The organism is Achromobacter sp. CF-sbj1-Ac2-l (assembly GCF_052698165.1).
The window spans coordinates 799076-814714 of record NZ_CP199855.1 but is presented as its reverse complement, the minus strand read 5'-3'; the positions used below and the strand labels follow the sequence as shown (position 1 = coordinate 814714).

Genomic DNA, 15639 nt, shown 5'->3' with positions numbered 1-15639 from the left:
GACAGTCAATGGCGAGCGATCGCCCATCCAGATAGTTTTGCCGCCCGCGCGTCAACGCCACGGCGTGGTCCCGAACGAAAAAAAGCCGGCGTCAGCCGGCTTTTTAGTGCGAGCGCCCGGAATCAGGCGTAGGAGGTCGGCGCAGCGCCTTCCAGCAGGGCCAGCCAGCCCTTGATCAGGCGATACAAGCCCCACACTACCGTCGCGACTACACCGATCCAGCCAATGTAGATGATCAGCGCCAGGCTGCTGATGGCCAGCCAGAGCAACGCCCACCAGAAGGTGCGCAACAGCCAGTCGAAATGGGTGGCATAAACGGTGCCGGCGACGTCCGAGCGCTTCAGGTACATCAGCACGACAGCCGCCAGGGTGGCGATGCCCAGGAAACCACTGGTCAGAAAGCCCAGGGCGAACAAACCATAGGCGACATGGGTCAGCGTGCGCAGGTCTAATGCCGTACCGGGCGCGGGGGTCTGGGTATCACTCACGATTACGCTCCAACAATTGACTCGGTCAATCTTACCGCACAAAGCCAGCCATCCCACGAGCGTTGTTATTTGGGCACATTCAATGCTGGCGCGGGTTGCAGGCTCGCTGCGGGGGCTTATCGCAAGCGATTTTCAGGAGTCGAAACCACAACGATCAATGACAGGATCGCCCTGGAATTCCGTCGCGGGCGCTATGTGGAAAACAAAAACCCCCGTGCGGCGCAAGCCGCACGGGGGTTTCTTTTCGGGGTTTCTTTTCATGGTATGGCGCGCCCCAAAAGACAAAACCCCACAGGCGTTAGCCTGCGGGGTTTTGAGCAATAAAAGCCTGACGATGACCTACTTTCACAGACGTCCGTCCACTATCATCGGCGCAAAGGCGTTTCACTGTCCTGTTCGGGATGGGAAGGAGTGGTACCACCTTGCTATGGTCGTCAGGCGTAACGGGTTGAGAGATTGTCTTTGAGGACAACCGCTCCAATCTTGGAAGAAGCGCAACGTGTGGCGATCAGAGTGTGACTCGATGATCAACGCACAGTGGGTGTAATTGGTGTTGGCTGGCTGCTGACGGGGCAGCCAGATTTTGTATTGAACGACACTTGGAACGCTATACCACCAGGTCATAACCATCAGTGTTATAGGATCAAGCCTCACGAGCAATTAGTATCGGTTAGCTTAACGCATTACTGCGCTTCCACACCCGACCTATCAACGTCCTGGTCTCGAACGACTCTTTAGGGGGATCAAGTCCCCGGGATACCTAATCTTCAGACGAGTTTCCCGCTTAGATGCCTTCAGCGGTTATCTCTTCCGTACTTAGCTACCCGGCAATGCCATTGGCATGACAACCGGTACACCAGAGGTACGTCCACTCCGGTCCTCTCGTACTAGGAGCAGGCTCCGTCAAGTATCCAACGCCCACGGCAGATAGGGACCAAACTGTCTCACGACGTTTTAAACCCAGCTCACGTACCTCTTTAAATGGCGAACAGCCATACCCTTGGGACCGGCTACAGCCCCAGGATGAGATGAGCCGACATCGAGGTGCCAAACACCGCCGTCGATATGAACTCTTGGGCGGTATCAGCCTGTTATCCCCAGAGTACCTTTTATCCGTTGAGCGATGGCCCTTCCATTCAGAACCACCGGATCACTATGTCCTGCTTTCGCACCTGTTCGACTTGTCAGTCTCACAGTCAAGCACGCTTATGCCATTGCACTATCAGCACGATTTCCGACCGTACCTAGCGTACCTTCGAACTCCTCCGTTACACTTTGGGAGGAGACCGCCCCAGTCAAACTGCCCACCATGCACTGTCCCCGATCCGGATAACGGACCAAGGTTAGAACCGCAAACAAACCAGGGTGGTATTTCAAGGATGGCTCCACGTGATCTAGCGACCACGCTTCAAAGCCTCCCACCTATCCTACACAGGCCGGTTCACAGTCCAATGCAAAGCTACAGTAAAGGTTCATGGGGTCTTTCCGTCTAGCCGCGGGTAGATTGCATCATCACAAACACTTCAACTTCGCTGAGTCTCAGGAGGAGACAGTGTGGCCATCGTTACGCCATTCGTGCAGGTCGGAACTTACCCGACAAGGAATTTCGCTACCTTAGGACCGTTATAGTTACGGCCGCCGTTTACCGGGGCTTCGATCAAGAGCTTGCACCCCATCACTTAACCTTCCGGCACCGGGCAGGCGTCACACCCTATACGTCGACTTTCGTCTTTGCAGAGTGCTGTGTTTTTAATAAACAGTCGCAGCCACCGATTCTCTGCGACCCCATCATGCTAAGCGCGCAGGCGCTTCACACTACCGGGGTATACCTTCTCCCGAAGTTACGGTATTAATTTGCCGAGTTCCTTCTCCTGAGTTCTCTCAAGCGCCTTGGAATATTCATCCCGTCCACCTGTGTCGGTTTGCGGTACGGTCTCGTACAGCTGAAGCTTAGAGGCTTTTCTTGGAACCACTTCCAATCACTTCGCAAGCAATGCTCGCTCGTGCCATACCCTTGATTTACGCGCCCGGATTTGCCTAAGCGCCATCTTCGATATGTCAACAGGGACATCCAACACCCTGATGATCTTCCGCGATCCGTCCCCCCATCGCACTGTACGACGGTGCTGGAATATTAACCAGCTTCCCATCAGCTACGCATCTCTGCCTCGCCTTAGGGGCCGACTCACCCTGCGCCGATGAACGTTGCGCAGGAAACCTTGGACTTACGGCGAGGGGGCTTTTCACCCCCTTTATCGCTACTCATGTCAGCATTCGCACTTCTGATACCTCCAGCAGCCTTTACAAGCCACCTTCGCAGGCTTACAGAACGCTCTCCTACCGCGTGTACAAAGTACACACCCGCAGCTTCGGTTTATCGCTTAGCCCCGTTACATCTTCCGCGCAGGACGACTCGATCAGTGAGCTATTACGCTTTCTTTAAAGGATGGCTGCTTCTAAGCCAACCTCCTGACTGTCTATGCCTTCCCACTTCGTTTCCCACTTAGCGATAATTTGGGACCTTAGCTGGCGGTCTGGGTTGTTTCCCTCTTGAGTCCGGACGTTAGCACCCGGTGCTCTGTCTCCCAAGCTGTACTTGCGGGTATTCGGAGTTTGCCATAGTTTGGTAAGTCGCCATGACCCCCTAGCTATAACAGTGCTCTACCCCCCGCAGTAATACTTGAGGCACTACCTAAATAGTTTTCGGAGAGAACCAGCTATTTCCAGATTTGTTTAGCCTTTCACCCCTATCCACAGCTCATCCCCTAATTTTTCAACATTAGTGGGTTCGGTCCTCCAGCACGTGTTACCGTGCCTTCAACCTGGCCATGGATAGATCATCTGGTTTCGGGTCTACACCCAGCGACTGAATCGCCCTATTCGGACTCGCTTTCGCTACGGCTTCCCTATTCGGTTAACCTTGCCACTGAATGTAAGTCGCTGACCCATTATACAAAAGGTACGCAGTCACCCCACAAGGAGGCTCCTACTGTTTGTATGCATACGGTTTCAGGATCTATTTCACTCCCCTTCCGGGGTTCTTTTCGCCTTTCCCTCACGGTACTGGTTCACTATCGGTCGATCACGAGTATTTAGCCTTGGAGGATGGTCCCCCCATCTTCAAACAGGATTTCACGTGTCCCGCCCTACTTTTCTCACGCTTAGTTCCACACACAAAATTTCGTCTACAGGGCTATCACCTGCTACGGCCGGACTTTCCATTCCGTTCGACTATCTTGCATGCTAAAACGTGAAGGCTCTTCCGATTTCGCTCGCCACTACTTTCGGAATCTCGGTTGATTTCTTTTCCTCGAGCTACTGAGATGTTTCAGTTCACCCGGTTCGCTTCCACTGACCTATGTATTCAGTCAGGGATACTCCTTGCGGAGTGGGTTTCCCCATTCGGATATCTGCGGATCAAAGCTTGTTTGCCAGCTCCCCGCAGCTTTTCGCAGGCTACTACGTCCTTCATCGCCTGTGATCGCCAAGGCATCCACCATATGCACTTAGTCGCTTGATCCTATAACGCTGTAGGCTATAGGACCTGAGTATTAGCGTTTGTGCCGTTCATAAGTTTCAAAGCAGTCTGAGGTTATTCACCCCAGTCTTGAGAACTTGGAACAAAATTAATGCAATCACAACCCGTACCCATCTTCATCAGCAAGCTGATTACTTGATGAGCACATTTCGTTGTGCTTCTTCCAGATTGTTAAAGAACGAATATAGCTGTTGAGTAAAACCCAACTCATAAGACCGTGAAGATATTATTCCTCACGACGCTATGAGTTAGCCTCTACATCCCACCAGGCGCAGGTCTTGGTGGAGGTGAACGGGATCGAACCGATGACATCCTGCTTGCAAAGCAGGCGCTCTCCCAGCTGAGCTACACCCCCATATCCACGGCATCTCTACCTGCGAATACTTGGTGGGTCTGGTTGGATTCGAACCAACGACCCCCGCCTTATCAAGACGGTGCTCTAACCGACTGAGCTACAGACCCAAAACCTTCTCGGATCAGTAGTCAGAAGTCATGGACACAGGGAGGAGTCCCTCTACCCAAGCCCACAACCGATCCCAGCTATATCAAACAACCGATAAGAGTGGACGCTTAACACGAGCACTAAGCTCTGAAAGGAGGTGATCCAGCCGCACCTTCCGATACGGCTACCTTGTTACGACTTCACCCCAGTCATGAATCCTACCGTGGTAATCGCCCCCCTTGCGGTTAGGCTAACTACTTCTGGTAAAACCCACTCCCATGGTGTGACGGGCGGTGTGTACAAGACCCGGGAACGTATTCACCGCGACATGCTGATCCGCGATTACTAGCGATTCCGACTTCACGCAGTCGAGTTGCAGACTGCGATCCGGACTACGATCGGGTTTCTGGGATTGGCTCCCCCTCGCGGGTTGGCGACCCTCTGTCCCGACCATTGTATGACGTGTGAAGCCCTACCCATAAGGGCCATGAGGACTTGACGTCATCCCCACCTTCCTCCGGTTTGTCACCGGCAGTCTCATTAGAGTGCCCTTTCGTAGCAACTAATGACAAGGGTTGCGCTCGTTGCGGGACTTAACCCAACATCTCACGACACGAGCTGACGACAGCCATGCAGCACCTGTGTTCCGGTTCTCTTGCGAGCACTACCAAATCTCTTCGGCATTCCAGACATGTCAAGGGTAGGTAAGGTTTTTCGCGTTGCATCGAATTAATCCACATCATCCACCGCTTGTGCGGGTCCCCGTCAATTCCTTTGAGTTTTAATCTTGCGACCGTACTCCCCAGGCGGTCAACTTCACGCGTTAGCTGCGCTACCAAGGCCCGAAGGCCCCAACAGCTAGTTGACATCGTTTAGGGCGTGGACTACCAGGGTATCTAATCCTGTTTGCTCCCCACGCTTTCGTGCATGAGCGTCAGTGTTATCCCAGGAGGCTGCCTTCGCCATCGGTGTTCCTCCGCATATCTACGCATTTCACTGCTACACGCGGAATTCCACCTCCCTCTGACACACTCTAGCCCGGTAGTTAAAAATGCAGTTCCAAAGTTAAGCTCTGGGATTTCACATCTTTCTTTCCGAACCGCCTGCGCACGCTTTACGCCCAGTAATTCCGATTAACGCTTGCACCCTACGTATTACCGCGGCTGCTGGCACGTAGTTAGCCGGTGCTTATTCTGCAGGTACCGTCAGTTTCGCGGGGTATTAACCCGCGACGTTTCTTTCCTGCCAAAAGTGCTTTACAACCCGAAGGCCTTCATCGCACACGCGGGATGGCTGGATCAGGGTTTCCCCCATTGTCCAAAATTCCCCACTGCTGCCTCCCGTAGGAGTCTGGGCCGTGTCTCAGTCCCAGTGTGGCTGGTCGTCCTCTCAAACCAGCTACGGATCGTCGCCTTGGTGAGCCGTTACCCCACCAACTAGCTAATCCGATATCGGCCGCTCCAATAGTGCAAGGTCTTGCGATCCCCTGCTTTCCCCCGTAGGGCGTATGCGGTATTAGCTACGCTTTCGCGTAGTTATCCCCCGCTACTGGGCACGTTCCGATACATTACTCACCCGTTCGCCACTCGCCACCAGACCGAAGTCCGTGCTGCCGTTCGACTTGCATGTGTAAGGCATCCCGCTAGCGTTCAATCTGAGCCAGGATCAAACTCTTCAGTTTAATCTCTGTATTTGTTTCGTATTTCTTAGTTCCGAAGAACCGAGTCATACGTCGCTACTCAAAGGAAGTGAGGTATGTGCTTAGACTTGACATCTAAGGTACTTCACTTCTAGTGAGCACTTGATTTCATTGTGCTTGTGACGGGTTTTAAAACCAGTCACTGCGCACTCGCATCAAGCGCCCACACTTATCGGTTGTTTAATTGTTAAAGAGCGGTACTGCTAAATTCTGTACTACCAAACTACTTACTGCATCTTCTGCTTTCTTCGGCGATTTTGCTTTCGCGTCGATCGCTGTGTCAGCAGCAGAGAAACGAGATTATGAAGAAGTTTTTATCGTTTGTCAAGTCAGCGTTGCTTGCTTCACTTCGCTGTCTTGCCTACGACCCCTTCAGGTCTCACCAGGCCTGCACCCGGCTTTCTCTTTAGCAGCTATCGAAATATCAGGGTTAACCCTAAGTTTTCGGTAACTGCCAAGCCTGAAACTATAACACAACTTTTGCAGATTATGCAACCGGCTTTTGCCTAATTTGCACCCTATCCTGCAACCCCGCCGTTCTGTGAATCGCTTCACTTCGCAGCAGCTCCGGATCGCTCCAGAGGTTGGTTACCGCCCAGTCGGCTTGCAACGTTGTTCAGACCACCCTATCGGGTAAACCCTGATTCGCCGTCACCAGCCAAGCCCAAGACTATAGCACAATTTTTGCAGATCGTGCAACTGGCTTCTGCCTGATTTGCACCGACTTACGCAAAATTCGCTGACCGCCGGTTCGAGAGAATCATCGCTGACTCACCGCCTTGCTGCCCTGCGGCAGATTCGTCGCCATAGCGCCGAATCCGTTGCACTTGCCTGGCTTCGCGGCTCACAAGACTGCGTGAACTGCGAAGGAGCGAGACTATAGCACAGAAATTTGGCTTGTCACGCCGGCATGACACTCGTTTTGCAGAAAGATGATGATTTCCGGGGACGCACCCCGCATTTGCCATGGGAAAGCCATCCGTTCTGCGCCATCTGCTCTACATGGAATGCGTATCACCAGGCCCGAGCCCTGCGCGAAGCACCCCGCGGCTGACGGCACCCCTGTAGCGCGCCGAGGTGGATATACATCTCCACTCTATATAGAGGCGTCTCGGTTCTCCATAGGGCCATGTCCGATTTCGCCCCTACGCCCAGGCGCAGTGGACCTGGCCGAGGGTTTCGCCTGATCGCGGCCTATATAAGGAGGCGCCGTGGGCGGGGAACATCCGCCCACGGCCACGCGCTCTGGTCTCTCTATATATAGACATCCTATATGGAGGGGCCGATATAGAAGGCCTGATAGACACGAACGGATGCATCCCGCTCCGCTACAGCCGCAACTCTGTCGTTTCCTTGATCTGCTGCAGCGCGAAGAACGAGCGCATGTCGACCACCGCCGGATGGCGCATCAGGGTGTCCATGGCGAACTTGGAGAAGTGCGCGAGGTCCGCGACCTGGATGCGCAGCAGGTAGTCCATGTCGCCAGACATGGCGTAGCACTCGACCACTTCCGGCCAGAGCTGAACGTCGCGGGCGAAATCGCTCATGGGTGCGTGGCTGGAGCCGCTGTGCTTGTTCAGGCGGATGTTGACGTAGGCCAGCAGGCCCAGTCCGACCTTCTCGGCGTCGATCAGCGCCACGTACTTCTTGATGAAGCCCTTCTCTTCCAGCCGCCGCACCCGCCGCAGGCAGGGACTTGGGGACAGCGAGACACGATCGGCCAGCTCCTGGTTGCTCAGGCGACCATCCCGTTGCAATTCGGCCAGGATCCTTATATCTGTCCTATCCAGCTCCATGTCAGACATTTTCAGCCCCATATTTTTTATCCTGGGCAATATTATTGCTCAACCTTGCCCCTTTCGCGACATGTTTGCAATTGTCTGCCTGCCTTTCCTCCCTACAATCTTCATCCTAGACTTGAACGACAAGTCGCCTCTATAACGACTCAAGGGAGCAGACTCATGAGCAGCGCTTTCCAACCCTGGGACAACCCGATGGGCACCGCCGGGTTCGAATTCATCGAATATGCCGCGCCGGACCCCGCCGCGTTGCGCAAGGTGTTCGAACTGCTGGGCTTCAAGGCAATCGCCAAGCACCGCCACAAGGACGTGACGCTGTACCGCCAGGGCGGCGTGAATTTCCTGATCAACGCCGAACCCGATTCCTTCGCGCAGCGCTTCGCCCGCCTGCACGGCCCGTCGATCTGTGCGATCGGCTTTCGCGTGCAGGACGCGGCCGCGGCGTACAAGCGCGCGCTGGAACTGGGCGCGTGGGGTTTCGACTCACACAGCGGTCCGATGGAACTGAACATCCCCGCCATCAAGGGCATCGGCGATTCGCTGATCTACCTGGTGGACCGCTGGAACGGCAAGGAAGGCCATGGCGGCATCGGCGACATCAGCATCTATGACGTCGACTTCGTGCCGGTGGATCCGCAGAACGCGCAGGCCGACCTGAACCACCGCGGCGCCGGGCTGACGCTGGTGGACCACCTGACGCACAACGTGCACAAGGGCCGCATGGCCGAGTGGTCGGAGTTCTACGAGCGCCTGTTCAACTTCCGCGAGGTGCGCTACTTCGACATCGAGGGCAAGGTGACGGGCGTGAAGTCCAAGGCCATGACCTCGCCGTGCGGCAACATCCGCATTCCCATCAACGAGGAAGGCACCGAGGAGAAAGGCCAGATCCAGGAATACCTGGACCTGTACCGCGGCGAAGGCATCCAGCACATCGCCATGGCCACCGAGGACATCTACGGCACGATCGAGGCGCTGCGCGCCAACGGCGTGGTGTTCCTGGATACGCCGGAAACCTACTACGAGCTGCTGGATCGCCGCCTGCCCAACCATGGCGAGGACGTGGCGCGCCTGCAGAAGAACCGCATCCTGCTGGACGGCGCCCCCGACGGCGGCCTGCTGCTGCAGATCTTCACCGAGAACCAGATCGGCCCGATCTTCTTCGAGATCATCCAGCGCAAGGGCAACGACGGTTTCGGCGAAGGCAATTTCAAGGCGCTGTTCGAGTCCATCGAGCTGGACCAGATGCGCCGCGGCGTGGTGAAAGCCGTCGACTGACCGCTTCCCCCGCCAGCGCCGGCACCCACGTACCTGGCGCCGGCCTTGAAACCTCGCCTTGCGCGAGGTTTTTTTTCGCCTGCCTTATTTTTTCAGGCGATCCTGGAACTGCTTGCGGAACTTGGCGACCTTGGGCGCGATCACGAACTGGCAATAGCCCTGCTCGGGATGCAGCGCGAAATAATCGCGGTGATAGTCCTCGGCCTGCCAGAAGCGCGCGGGCGCCAGCAGCTTGGTCACAATGGGCGCGTCGTAGACCTTCTGCGCCTCGACCTCCGCGATGACGGCCTCGGCCTGCTCGCGCTGGGTGTCGTTCTGCCAGAAGATGGCCGATTCGTACTGCGGGCCGATGTCGTTGCCCTGGCGCCCCGGAGTGGTCGGGTCGTGGGTGGCGAAGAAGACGCGCAGCAGGTCGCTGTACGACAGCTCGGCGGGATCGAATTCGACGCGCGCCACTTCGATGTGGCCGGTGTCCTTGCCGCAGACCTGCTCGTAGCTGGGGTTGTCGACGTGTCCGCCGCTGTAGCCGGGCAGCACGCTCTTGACGCCGCGCAGGTCGGTGAAGACCGCCTCGACGCACCAGAAACAGCCGCCGCCCAGAACGGCGACTTCATTGCCCGGGGAGGGTTGTTCAGCCATGACGATTCCTTTCCTGAAACTTTCCAGAGACGATACGACTACTTCTTGGCTGGCGCCAGCGTCAGGATCCATTCGGCCAGCAGGCGGGCGTCTTCCTGGCTGACGTGGGTTTGCGCCGGCATCGGCACGGCGCCCCAGGCGCCGCGGCCGCCTCCGCGGATCTTGCCCGCCAGGTAATCCACCATGGCATCTCCCTGCCCGGCGTAGCGCTCGGCCACGCTGGCCAGCGGCGGTCCGACGCGCTTGACGTCGACCTGGTGACAGGCCATGCAGGCCTTGCTCTTGGCCAGATCCAGGCCGGTGGTTTGCCCCTGGGCCGCGCCGGCGGCCAGCAGGCCGGCGGCGACCGCCAACAGACTACGTATCAAATGCATCGGTTACCGCCCCACGGCTCGCGGTGCTGGCGAGCTTGCCGAACTTGGCAAGCACACCGCGTGTATAACGCGGCTTGGGCTGGACCCAGGCCTGGCGACGAGCCGCCATTTCTTCGTCGCTGATATTGAGCTGCAACAGCAGCTTGTGGGCATCGATGGTAACCGAATCGCCCTCGCGGATCAGCGCGATCGGGCCGCCGACGAAGGCCTCGGGTGCCACGTGGCCCACCACCATGCCCCACGTGCCTCCCGAAAAGCGGCCGTCGGTGATGAGGCCGACGGTTTCTCCCAGGCCCTGCCCCACCAGCGCGGAAGTCGGCGCCAGCATTTCACGCATGCCGGGTCCGCCCTTCGGCCCTTCGTAGCGGATCACCACCACGTCGCCGTCACGGATCTGGCGCGCCATGATGGCGGCCATGGCGTCATCCTCGGAATCGAAGACCCGCGCCGGTCCGGTGATGACCGGGTTCTTCAGGCCGGTGATCTTGGCCACGCAGCCTTCCGGCGACAGGTTGCCCTTGAGGATGGCCAGGTGGCCCTGGGGATAGAGGGCGCGGTCCAGCGGCATGATCACGTCCTGATCGGCGCGCGGCGTATCGGGCACGTCGGCCAGCGATTGCGCCACGGTCTGGCCGGTGATGGTGATGCAGTCGCCGTGCAGCAGGCCGGCGTTGAGCAGCAGCTTCATGACCTGCGGAATGCCGCCGGCGCGATGCAGGTCGGTCGCCACGTATTTGCCGGACGGCTTGAGATCGCACAGCACTGGCACGCGCTGGCGGATGCGTTCGAAGTCGTCGATGGTCCAGGGCACATCGGCGGCGTGGGCGATGGCCAGGAAATGCAGCACGGCATTGGTCGAGCCGCCCGTTGCCATGATGACGGAAACGGCGTTCTCGATGGACTCGCGCGTGATGATGTCGCGCGGACGCAGGCCGCGGCGGACGGCCTCGACCAATACCCGGGCGGACTCGGCCGCCGAGACGACTTTCTCTTCGTCCTCGTTGGCCATGGTGCTGGAATACGGCAGGCTCATGCCCATGGCTTCGAAGGCAGAGCTCATGGTGTTGGCGGTGTACATGCCGCCACAGGAACCCGAGCCGGGGATGGCGCATTTCTCGATCTGCTTGAAGTCGGCCTCGTCCATGCGCCCCATGGTGTATTCGCCGACCGCTTCGAACACCGAGACGATGGTCAGGTCCTTGCCCTGATAGCGGCCCGGCTTGATGGTGCCGCCATAGACGTAGATGCCCGGCACGTTCATGCGCGCCAGGGCGATCATGCCGCCCGGCATGTTCTTGTCGCAGCCGCCGATGACCACCACGCCGTCCATCCACTGGCCCTGCGCGGCGGTCTCGATACAGTCGGCGATGACTTCGCGCGACACCAGGGAGTACTTCATGCCCTCGGTGCCCATGGACATGCCATCGGAAATGGTGGGCGTGCCGAACACCTGCGGATTGGCCTTGGCGCCGCGGATGGCCTCGATGGCGGCATCGGCCAGGCGCTGCAGGCCGCTGTTGCACGGCGTGATGGTCGAATGGCCATTGGCCACGCCGATCATGGGATTGTCGAAGTCGGCTTCCTGGTAGCCCAGCGCGTAATACATGGCGCGGTTGGGCGCGCGGGCGACGCCGTGCGTGATGTGGCGGGAACGTTCGTTGTGCGACATGGTCTGTTGTCTCCTGTCGGCCGTCAGGACGCGGACATGGCGATCGCGCCCGGGTGGGTAGCCAGCTCGCTCGCGGGCGAGTCTCGGGATACACCGACATGCCTGGGCTTGCATGCCGATCTACCGCGGGGCTCGCCGGTTATTATCATTCAACTTCATTGTGTCGGGCGGAACATGCTGCAATATCCAAAATTCGACCCCGTTGCCCTGCAGATCGGGCCCCTGTCCATCCATTGGTACGGGCTGATGTACCTGGTGGGCTTCGCGCTGGTATACGTGCTGGGCCGGCGCCGCATCACGCGCGGCCATACCACCTCCCTGAACGTGCGCGACCTGGAGGACCTGATCTTCTACAGCGTGCTGGGCGTGGTGCTGGGCGGGCGGCTGGGCTATGTGCTGTTCTACAAGCCGAGCTATTACCTGGCGCATCCGCTGGAAGTGGCCTACCTGTGGGAAGGCGGCATGTCTTTCCACGGCGGGTTGATCGGCGTGATCCTGGTGATGCTGCTGTTCGCCCGCAAGAAGGGCCTGCCCTTCTTCGCCGTCAGCGATTTCATCGCGCCGCTGATCCCGCTGGGGCTGGGCTTTGGCCGACTGGGCAATTTCATCAATGGCGAGTTGTGGGGCCGCCCCACCGACGTGCCGTGGGCGATGGTGTTCCCGAGCAGCGGCGACGGCATCGCGCGCCATCCGTCCCAACTGTATGAACTGGGGCTGGAAGGCATCGTGCTGTTCGCGCTGATGTGGTGGTTTTCGAGCAAGCCGCGCCCCCTGGGCCAGGTGAGCGCGGTATTCCTGATGGGCTACGGAACGTTCCGTTTCCTGGTGGAATTCACCCGCGAGCCGGACAACTTCCTGGGCCTGCTCGCGGGTGGGTTGAGCATGGGACAGTGGCTGTCCCTGCCGATGGTCGCCCTGGGCGCCATCATGTTCGTGCTTACTGCAAAACGATCGTCCCGTTGACCGAAATGCTGACCGTGACGTCCCCTGCTTCCAGGGGGACGTCCGCGCTATAGCCGGCGCCGCCGGAGGCGTCCTTGGCCATGGCGCCCATCATGCGCGGCATCGGCGTGACACCGCCGGCGCCGCCGAGTTCGAGCTTGCTCAGGCGGTAGCCCGAGAAGCCGAAGGCGTTGGCCGCGGCCAGCGCGCGATCCTTGAAGGCCTGCGCGGCCTCCTTGAGCAGCTTGCGCTCCTCGGCCTCGCGCACTTCGCGCGACAGCGAGAAGCTGATGTTGGAAATGGCTGTCTTGTCGGACAGCTTCGAGGCCAGCGCGGCGGCCGCCGCAAAATCCTTCGATTCGAGAATGATCTCGCCCTGGCCGCGCCAGGTCGTGCTGGTCTTGCCCTTGCTGCTGCTGGTGGAATTGGGCCAGACGTTGAAGCTGCCGGTGCGCACGTCGACGCCCTTGGTGTCACGCGCGCGCTTGGCCACGTCGTCCAGCATTTCGGTCAGCTTCTTGCCGGCGGTGGGTTGGTCCGCCGCTTCGGTCTCGGCCGACAGCGAGATGCGCACCGTGTCCTGCTTGACCTCGGACGACGCAGTGGCCTGCAGGGTCAGTTCCGGCGACCGGTTGGCGGCGGACTCCGCAGCGGCGGACGTCGGCGCCGGGTTCTGTGCGAAGACGGGTTGCGCCATCGACAGAGCGGCCACGGCCGCACACGCCGCGCCAAGTTTGGTCAGCGAAAAAACGGGGGATTTCAACATGGACTGGTCCTATGAGGGAGGACGATGGGGGAGGTGCCCGGCGCGGACCTGCGCTTATGGCAGGTCCGCTGGGATAGATGCCCCGCCTGTGCCGTCAAGGCCGGCATCTCGAACCCTGAGGTTCAAGGTGGTCGCGTTCCGAAGAGCGTCGGGTTCGTCTACGAGAGACAATCGCTCCAGCTCTGCACTCCCGCAACCAATATGCCATAAGACATAGGTTCAGAGAATGTATGGCCAGGTCACGGACACGGCAGGGACAAACTGAAAAACTTGAAAAAACTGGGTGAAAACCGCTTATGAACGTCAGAGCAGCTTTTCTTGCCCTGACAGCGCGTCGTCCAGGACTGCGTTCATGTCCTCGATTCTACGCTTGAAGTCGCCGACCGCCAAACCACCCAGCGGACCATCCGGCGCTTTCATGGCGAGCAGCTCGCCAGCGACCTGCAGCGCAGCCATGACGGCAATGCGTTCGTTGCTGGAGACCTTGCCGGTGCCCTGGATGCGCAGCATGAGCTGGTCGACGTGGCGCACGGCGGCCAACAGCGTGGGCTTTTCCTCGGCCGAACACGCCAGCGAATAATCACGCCCGAGGATTGTTACGTCTACGCGTTCCATCAGTGTTGCTCTCCGGACGGCGCACCCGGCAGACGGGCCAGGACGGCGTCGATGCGCTCGCGGGCCGCGGCGGCGGCCACACGCAGGCGCTGTAGTTCGGTGTCGCGGCTCTGCAGGGTGCCCTGCATTTCGGTTTCCCGGGCCGCGAAGCGCGCCTCGAGCGACTGGCGCTCGGCGGTTTCGCGAGCGAGCTGTTCGCGCAGGGCCACTTCGGCCTTCTGCGCCTGCTCCAGCATCGCGGTGACGGCGCCGTCGTTGTCTTGCAGCTTGCCCTGCAGCACGGCGATGTCGGCCTCACGCTCGGCGGCGCGCTGCTTGAGCACACGCTGCTCGGCTTCGGTTTCATTCAGGCGCATACGCAATGCGTCACGCTCGGCATGCAGTTGCCGGGTGCGTTGCACCAGTTGCCCAATACGGGCGGCGAGTTGGTCTAGGTCTTGCAGCATGGGCGCTATCGTAAACCATCCAGTGGGGAATCGGGCCGCTTCACGCAAGGTGAGAAACACGGCAATATTCAGTAGGAAATGCAGGCGGCATTGCCGGCGGCGGGCAACATACCCGATCAGGCACAACTAGAAAAGTCCCTCGCGCCCGGCAAGCGGCAGATCAAGCGGCCCCGCTTTCGCATTTCTTTCTATCAACTTTCACTTAGCTTTCAAACAACCCTCAATCTGCCCGCCCCGTTACATCTGGGGATCGGGAGTTCCCCAATTTTAGGGAAAACCCCAGGCTTTCACCTAGCTTACAGGGTTTGCATCGTTGCGGGCGTCCATTACCATTCGCCCTTTCAAGAAGCCGCGCCGAAGCTTTCAGAAGAACACCGGGCACCGAGTCGTGCCTTTTTTGTGCCTGTCACATGGCTTTCTGCCAGTGCGGCGGACCACAAACCTCTTTTTATCTACATGCTGTAAACAGGAGCCAACCAATCATGCAGCTACGCAATCGACAGGACTTCTGGTCGGGGGTGATGTTCATCGCCCTTGGACTGGGATTCGCCTGGCAAGCCAGCAGCTACCAAATGGGTACTGCCGCCCGGATGGGCCCCGGGTATTTTCCTTTCTGGCTGGGCATTGTTCTCGCATTGCTGGGTGCCATCGTGCTGCTTGGCTCGATGTCGAAGAAGGCCCAGGAAACCCACGTCGACAAGTTCGACTGGCGCATCGTGTTCCTCGTGGTCGGATCCGTGGTCGTCTATGGCCTGGTCCTGAAACTGCTGGGCATCTATATCTCGGTGTTCCTGCTGGTGGTACTCAGCAGCCTGGCCAGCCACGAGTTCAGCCTCAAGGTCGCCGTCGCCAACGGCATCTTCCTGGTGGTGTTCTCGTATCTGGCGTTCGTCAAGGGGCTGGGGCTGATTTTCCCGCTGTGGCCGTCGTTTCTGGGCATGAACTGA

At 58.7% G+C, this 15639-nt stretch carries 12 protein-coding genes, 2 tRNA genes, 3 rRNA genes and 1 other RNA gene; 4 read left to right on the top strand and 14 right to left on the bottom strand.

The window, feature by feature from the left end:
- Window positions 1–122 precede the first annotated feature (122 nt).
- From ACUDCK_RS03830 to ACUDCK_RS03800, 7 genes are all read right to left on the bottom strand, one after another.
- Window positions 123–488 carry a DUF4870 family protein gene (locus ACUDCK_RS03830; protein ID WP_054501922.1) on the bottom strand — a complete coding sequence of 122 codons (366 nt, stop codon included), beginning with the start codon at window positions 486–488 and terminating at the stop codon, window positions 123–125.
- Window positions 489–814: 326 nt separating this feature from the next.
- Window positions 815–927 (bottom strand): 5S ribosomal RNA (rrf, locus tag ACUDCK_RS03825).
- A gap of 200 nt (window positions 928–1127) precedes the next feature.
- Window positions 1128–4008: ribosomal RNA gene (locus ACUDCK_RS03820) — 23S ribosomal RNA — on the bottom strand.
- Between the two features lie 297 nt (window positions 4009–4305).
- Window positions 4306–4381, bottom strand: a tRNA-Ala gene (locus ACUDCK_RS03815).
- Window positions 4382–4411: 30 nt separating this feature from the next.
- Window positions 4412–4488, bottom strand: a tRNA-Ile gene (locus tag ACUDCK_RS03810).
- Between the two features lie 130 nt (window positions 4489–4618).
- Window positions 4619–6149: ribosomal RNA gene (locus ACUDCK_RS03805) — 16S ribosomal RNA — on the bottom strand.
- Together the 16S, 23S and 5S rRNA genes with 2 tRNA genes alongside form the textbook arrangement of a ribosomal RNA operon.
- A 1346-nt stretch (window positions 6150–7495) precedes the next feature.
- A complete protein-coding gene (locus ACUDCK_RS03800) occupies window positions 7496–7972 on the bottom strand; it encodes an Lrp/AsnC family transcriptional regulator (RefSeq protein WP_054503555.1) in 477 nt (158 codons plus the stop codon).
- Window positions 7973–8128: 156 nt separating this feature from the next.
- Between ACUDCK_RS03800 and hppD the strand changes: the two genes are divergently transcribed.
- A complete protein-coding gene (gene hppD, locus ACUDCK_RS03795) occupies window positions 8129–9241 on the top strand; it encodes a 4-hydroxyphenylpyruvate dioxygenase (RefSeq protein ID WP_049071368.1) in 1113 nt (370 codons plus the stop codon).
- An 84-nt stretch (window positions 9242–9325) separates the two neighbouring features.
- Here the strand turns inward: hppD and msrA are convergent, their stop codons facing one another.
- From msrA to ilvD, 3 genes are read right to left on the bottom strand one after another with little or no spacing between them, the layout of a single operon-like run.
- Entirely contained in the window at window positions 9326–9880 is a 555-nt protein-coding gene (msrA, locus tag ACUDCK_RS03790; protein WP_054432677.1) for a peptide-methionine (S)-S-oxide reductase MsrA, read from the bottom strand.
- 38 nt (window positions 9881–9918) lie between these two features.
- Window positions 9919–10254 (bottom strand): c-type cytochrome, encoded by a 336-nt coding sequence (locus ACUDCK_RS03785; protein WP_054503554.1) that lies wholly within the window; start codon window positions 10252–10254, stop codon window positions 9919–9921.
- Complete coding sequence (ilvD, locus tag ACUDCK_RS03780) at window positions 10238–11923, bottom strand: dihydroxy-acid dehydratase (RefSeq protein ID WP_175168407.1); 1686 nt, start codon at window positions 11921–11923, stop codon at window positions 10238–10240. Before ilvD ends, ACUDCK_RS03785 begins: the two co-directional genes overlap by 17 nt.
- 174 nt (window positions 11924–12097) lie before the next feature.
- Here ilvD and lgt point away from each other — a divergent pair, with 174 nt between their 5' ends.
- Window positions 12098–12886 carry a prolipoprotein diacylglyceryl transferase gene (lgt, locus tag ACUDCK_RS03775; protein ID WP_049071361.1) on the top strand — a complete coding sequence of 263 codons (789 nt, stop codon included), beginning with the start codon at window positions 12098–12100 and terminating at the stop codon, window positions 12884–12886.
- Here the strand turns inward: lgt and ACUDCK_RS03770 are convergent.
- The 4 genes from ACUDCK_RS03770 to ACUDCK_RS03755 form a co-directional block, all read right to left on the bottom strand.
- Window positions 12861–13631: an SIMPL domain-containing protein gene (locus tag ACUDCK_RS03770; protein WP_054503536.1), complete on the bottom strand. Its 771-nt coding sequence runs from the start codon at window positions 13629–13631 to the stop codon at window positions 12861–12863. The genes lgt and ACUDCK_RS03770 overlap by 26 nt on opposite strands.
- A 75-nt stretch (window positions 13632–13706) precedes the next feature.
- Window positions 13707–13891: non-coding RNA, 6S RNA (gene ssrS / locus ACUDCK_RS03765), on the bottom strand.
- A gap of 43 nt (window positions 13892–13934) precedes the next feature.
- Complete coding sequence (locus ACUDCK_RS03760; RefSeq protein WP_006388757.1) at window positions 13935–14246, bottom strand: cell division protein ZapA; 312 nt, start codon at window positions 14244–14246, stop codon at window positions 13935–13937.
- A complete protein-coding gene (locus tag ACUDCK_RS03755) occupies window positions 14246–14692 on the bottom strand; it encodes a hypothetical protein (protein WP_081273659.1) in 447 nt (148 codons plus the stop codon). The genes ACUDCK_RS03760 and ACUDCK_RS03755 overlap by 1 nt, the downstream gene beginning before the upstream one ends.
- Before the next feature lie 78 nt (window positions 14693–14770).
- On the opposite strand from ACUDCK_RS03755, the gene ACUDCK_RS03750 reads away from it, so the two are divergent.
- Together ACUDCK_RS03750 and ACUDCK_RS03745 are read left to right on the top strand one after the other, a co-directional pair.
- On the top strand, window positions 14771–15157 hold the full coding sequence (locus ACUDCK_RS03750) for a hypothetical protein (RefSeq protein WP_156330784.1): 387 nt from the start codon (window positions 14771–14773) through the stop codon (window positions 15155–15157).
- Between the two features lie 17 nt (window positions 15158–15174).
- Window positions 15175–15639 (top strand): tripartite tricarboxylate transporter TctB family protein, encoded by a 465-nt coding sequence (locus ACUDCK_RS03745; RefSeq protein ID WP_049071356.1) that lies wholly within the window; start codon window positions 15175–15177, stop codon window positions 15637–15639.

Excerpts from the sequence above, each read along its gene's own strand:
- ilvD (WP_175168407.1), bottom strand. The coding sequence starts at position 11,923 with ATGTCGCACAACGAACGTTCCCGCCACATCACGCACGGCGTCGCCCGC.
- lgt (WP_049071361.1), top strand. The coding sequence starts at position 12,098 with ATGCTGCAATATCCAAAATTCGACCCCGTTGCCCTGCAGATCGGGCCC.
- ACUDCK_RS03755 (WP_081273659.1), bottom strand. The coding sequence starts at position 14,692 with ATGCTGCAAGACCTAGACCAACTCGCCGCCCGTATTGGGCAACTGGTG.
- ACUDCK_RS03800 (WP_054503555.1), bottom strand. The coding sequence starts at position 7,972 with ATGTCTGACATGGAGCTGGATAGGACAGATATAAGGATCCTGGCCGAA.
- ACUDCK_RS03770 (WP_054503536.1), bottom strand. The coding sequence starts at position 13,631 with ATGTTGAAATCCCCCGTTTTTTCGCTGACCAAACTTGGCGCGGCGTGT.
- hppD (WP_049071368.1), top strand. The coding sequence starts at position 8,129 with ATGAGCAGCGCTTTCCAACCCTGGGACAACCCGATGGGCACCGCCGGG.
- ACUDCK_RS03745 (WP_049071356.1), top strand. The coding sequence starts at position 15,175 with ATGCAGCTACGCAATCGACAGGACTTCTGGTCGGGGGTGATGTTCATC.
- ACUDCK_RS03760 (WP_006388757.1), bottom strand. The coding sequence starts at position 14,246 with ATGGAACGCGTAGACGTAACAATCCTCGGGCGTGATTATTCGCTGGCG.
- ACUDCK_RS03785 (WP_054503554.1), bottom strand. The coding sequence starts at position 10,254 with ATGCATTTGATACGTAGTCTGTTGGCGGTCGCCGCCGGCCTGCTGGCC.
- msrA (WP_054432677.1), bottom strand. The coding sequence starts at position 9,880 with ATGGCTGAACAACCCTCCCCGGGCAATGAAGTCGCCGTTCTGGGCGGC.
- ACUDCK_RS03750 (WP_156330784.1), top strand. The coding sequence starts at position 14,771 with ATGCAGGCGGCATTGCCGGCGGCGGGCAACATACCCGATCAGGCACAA.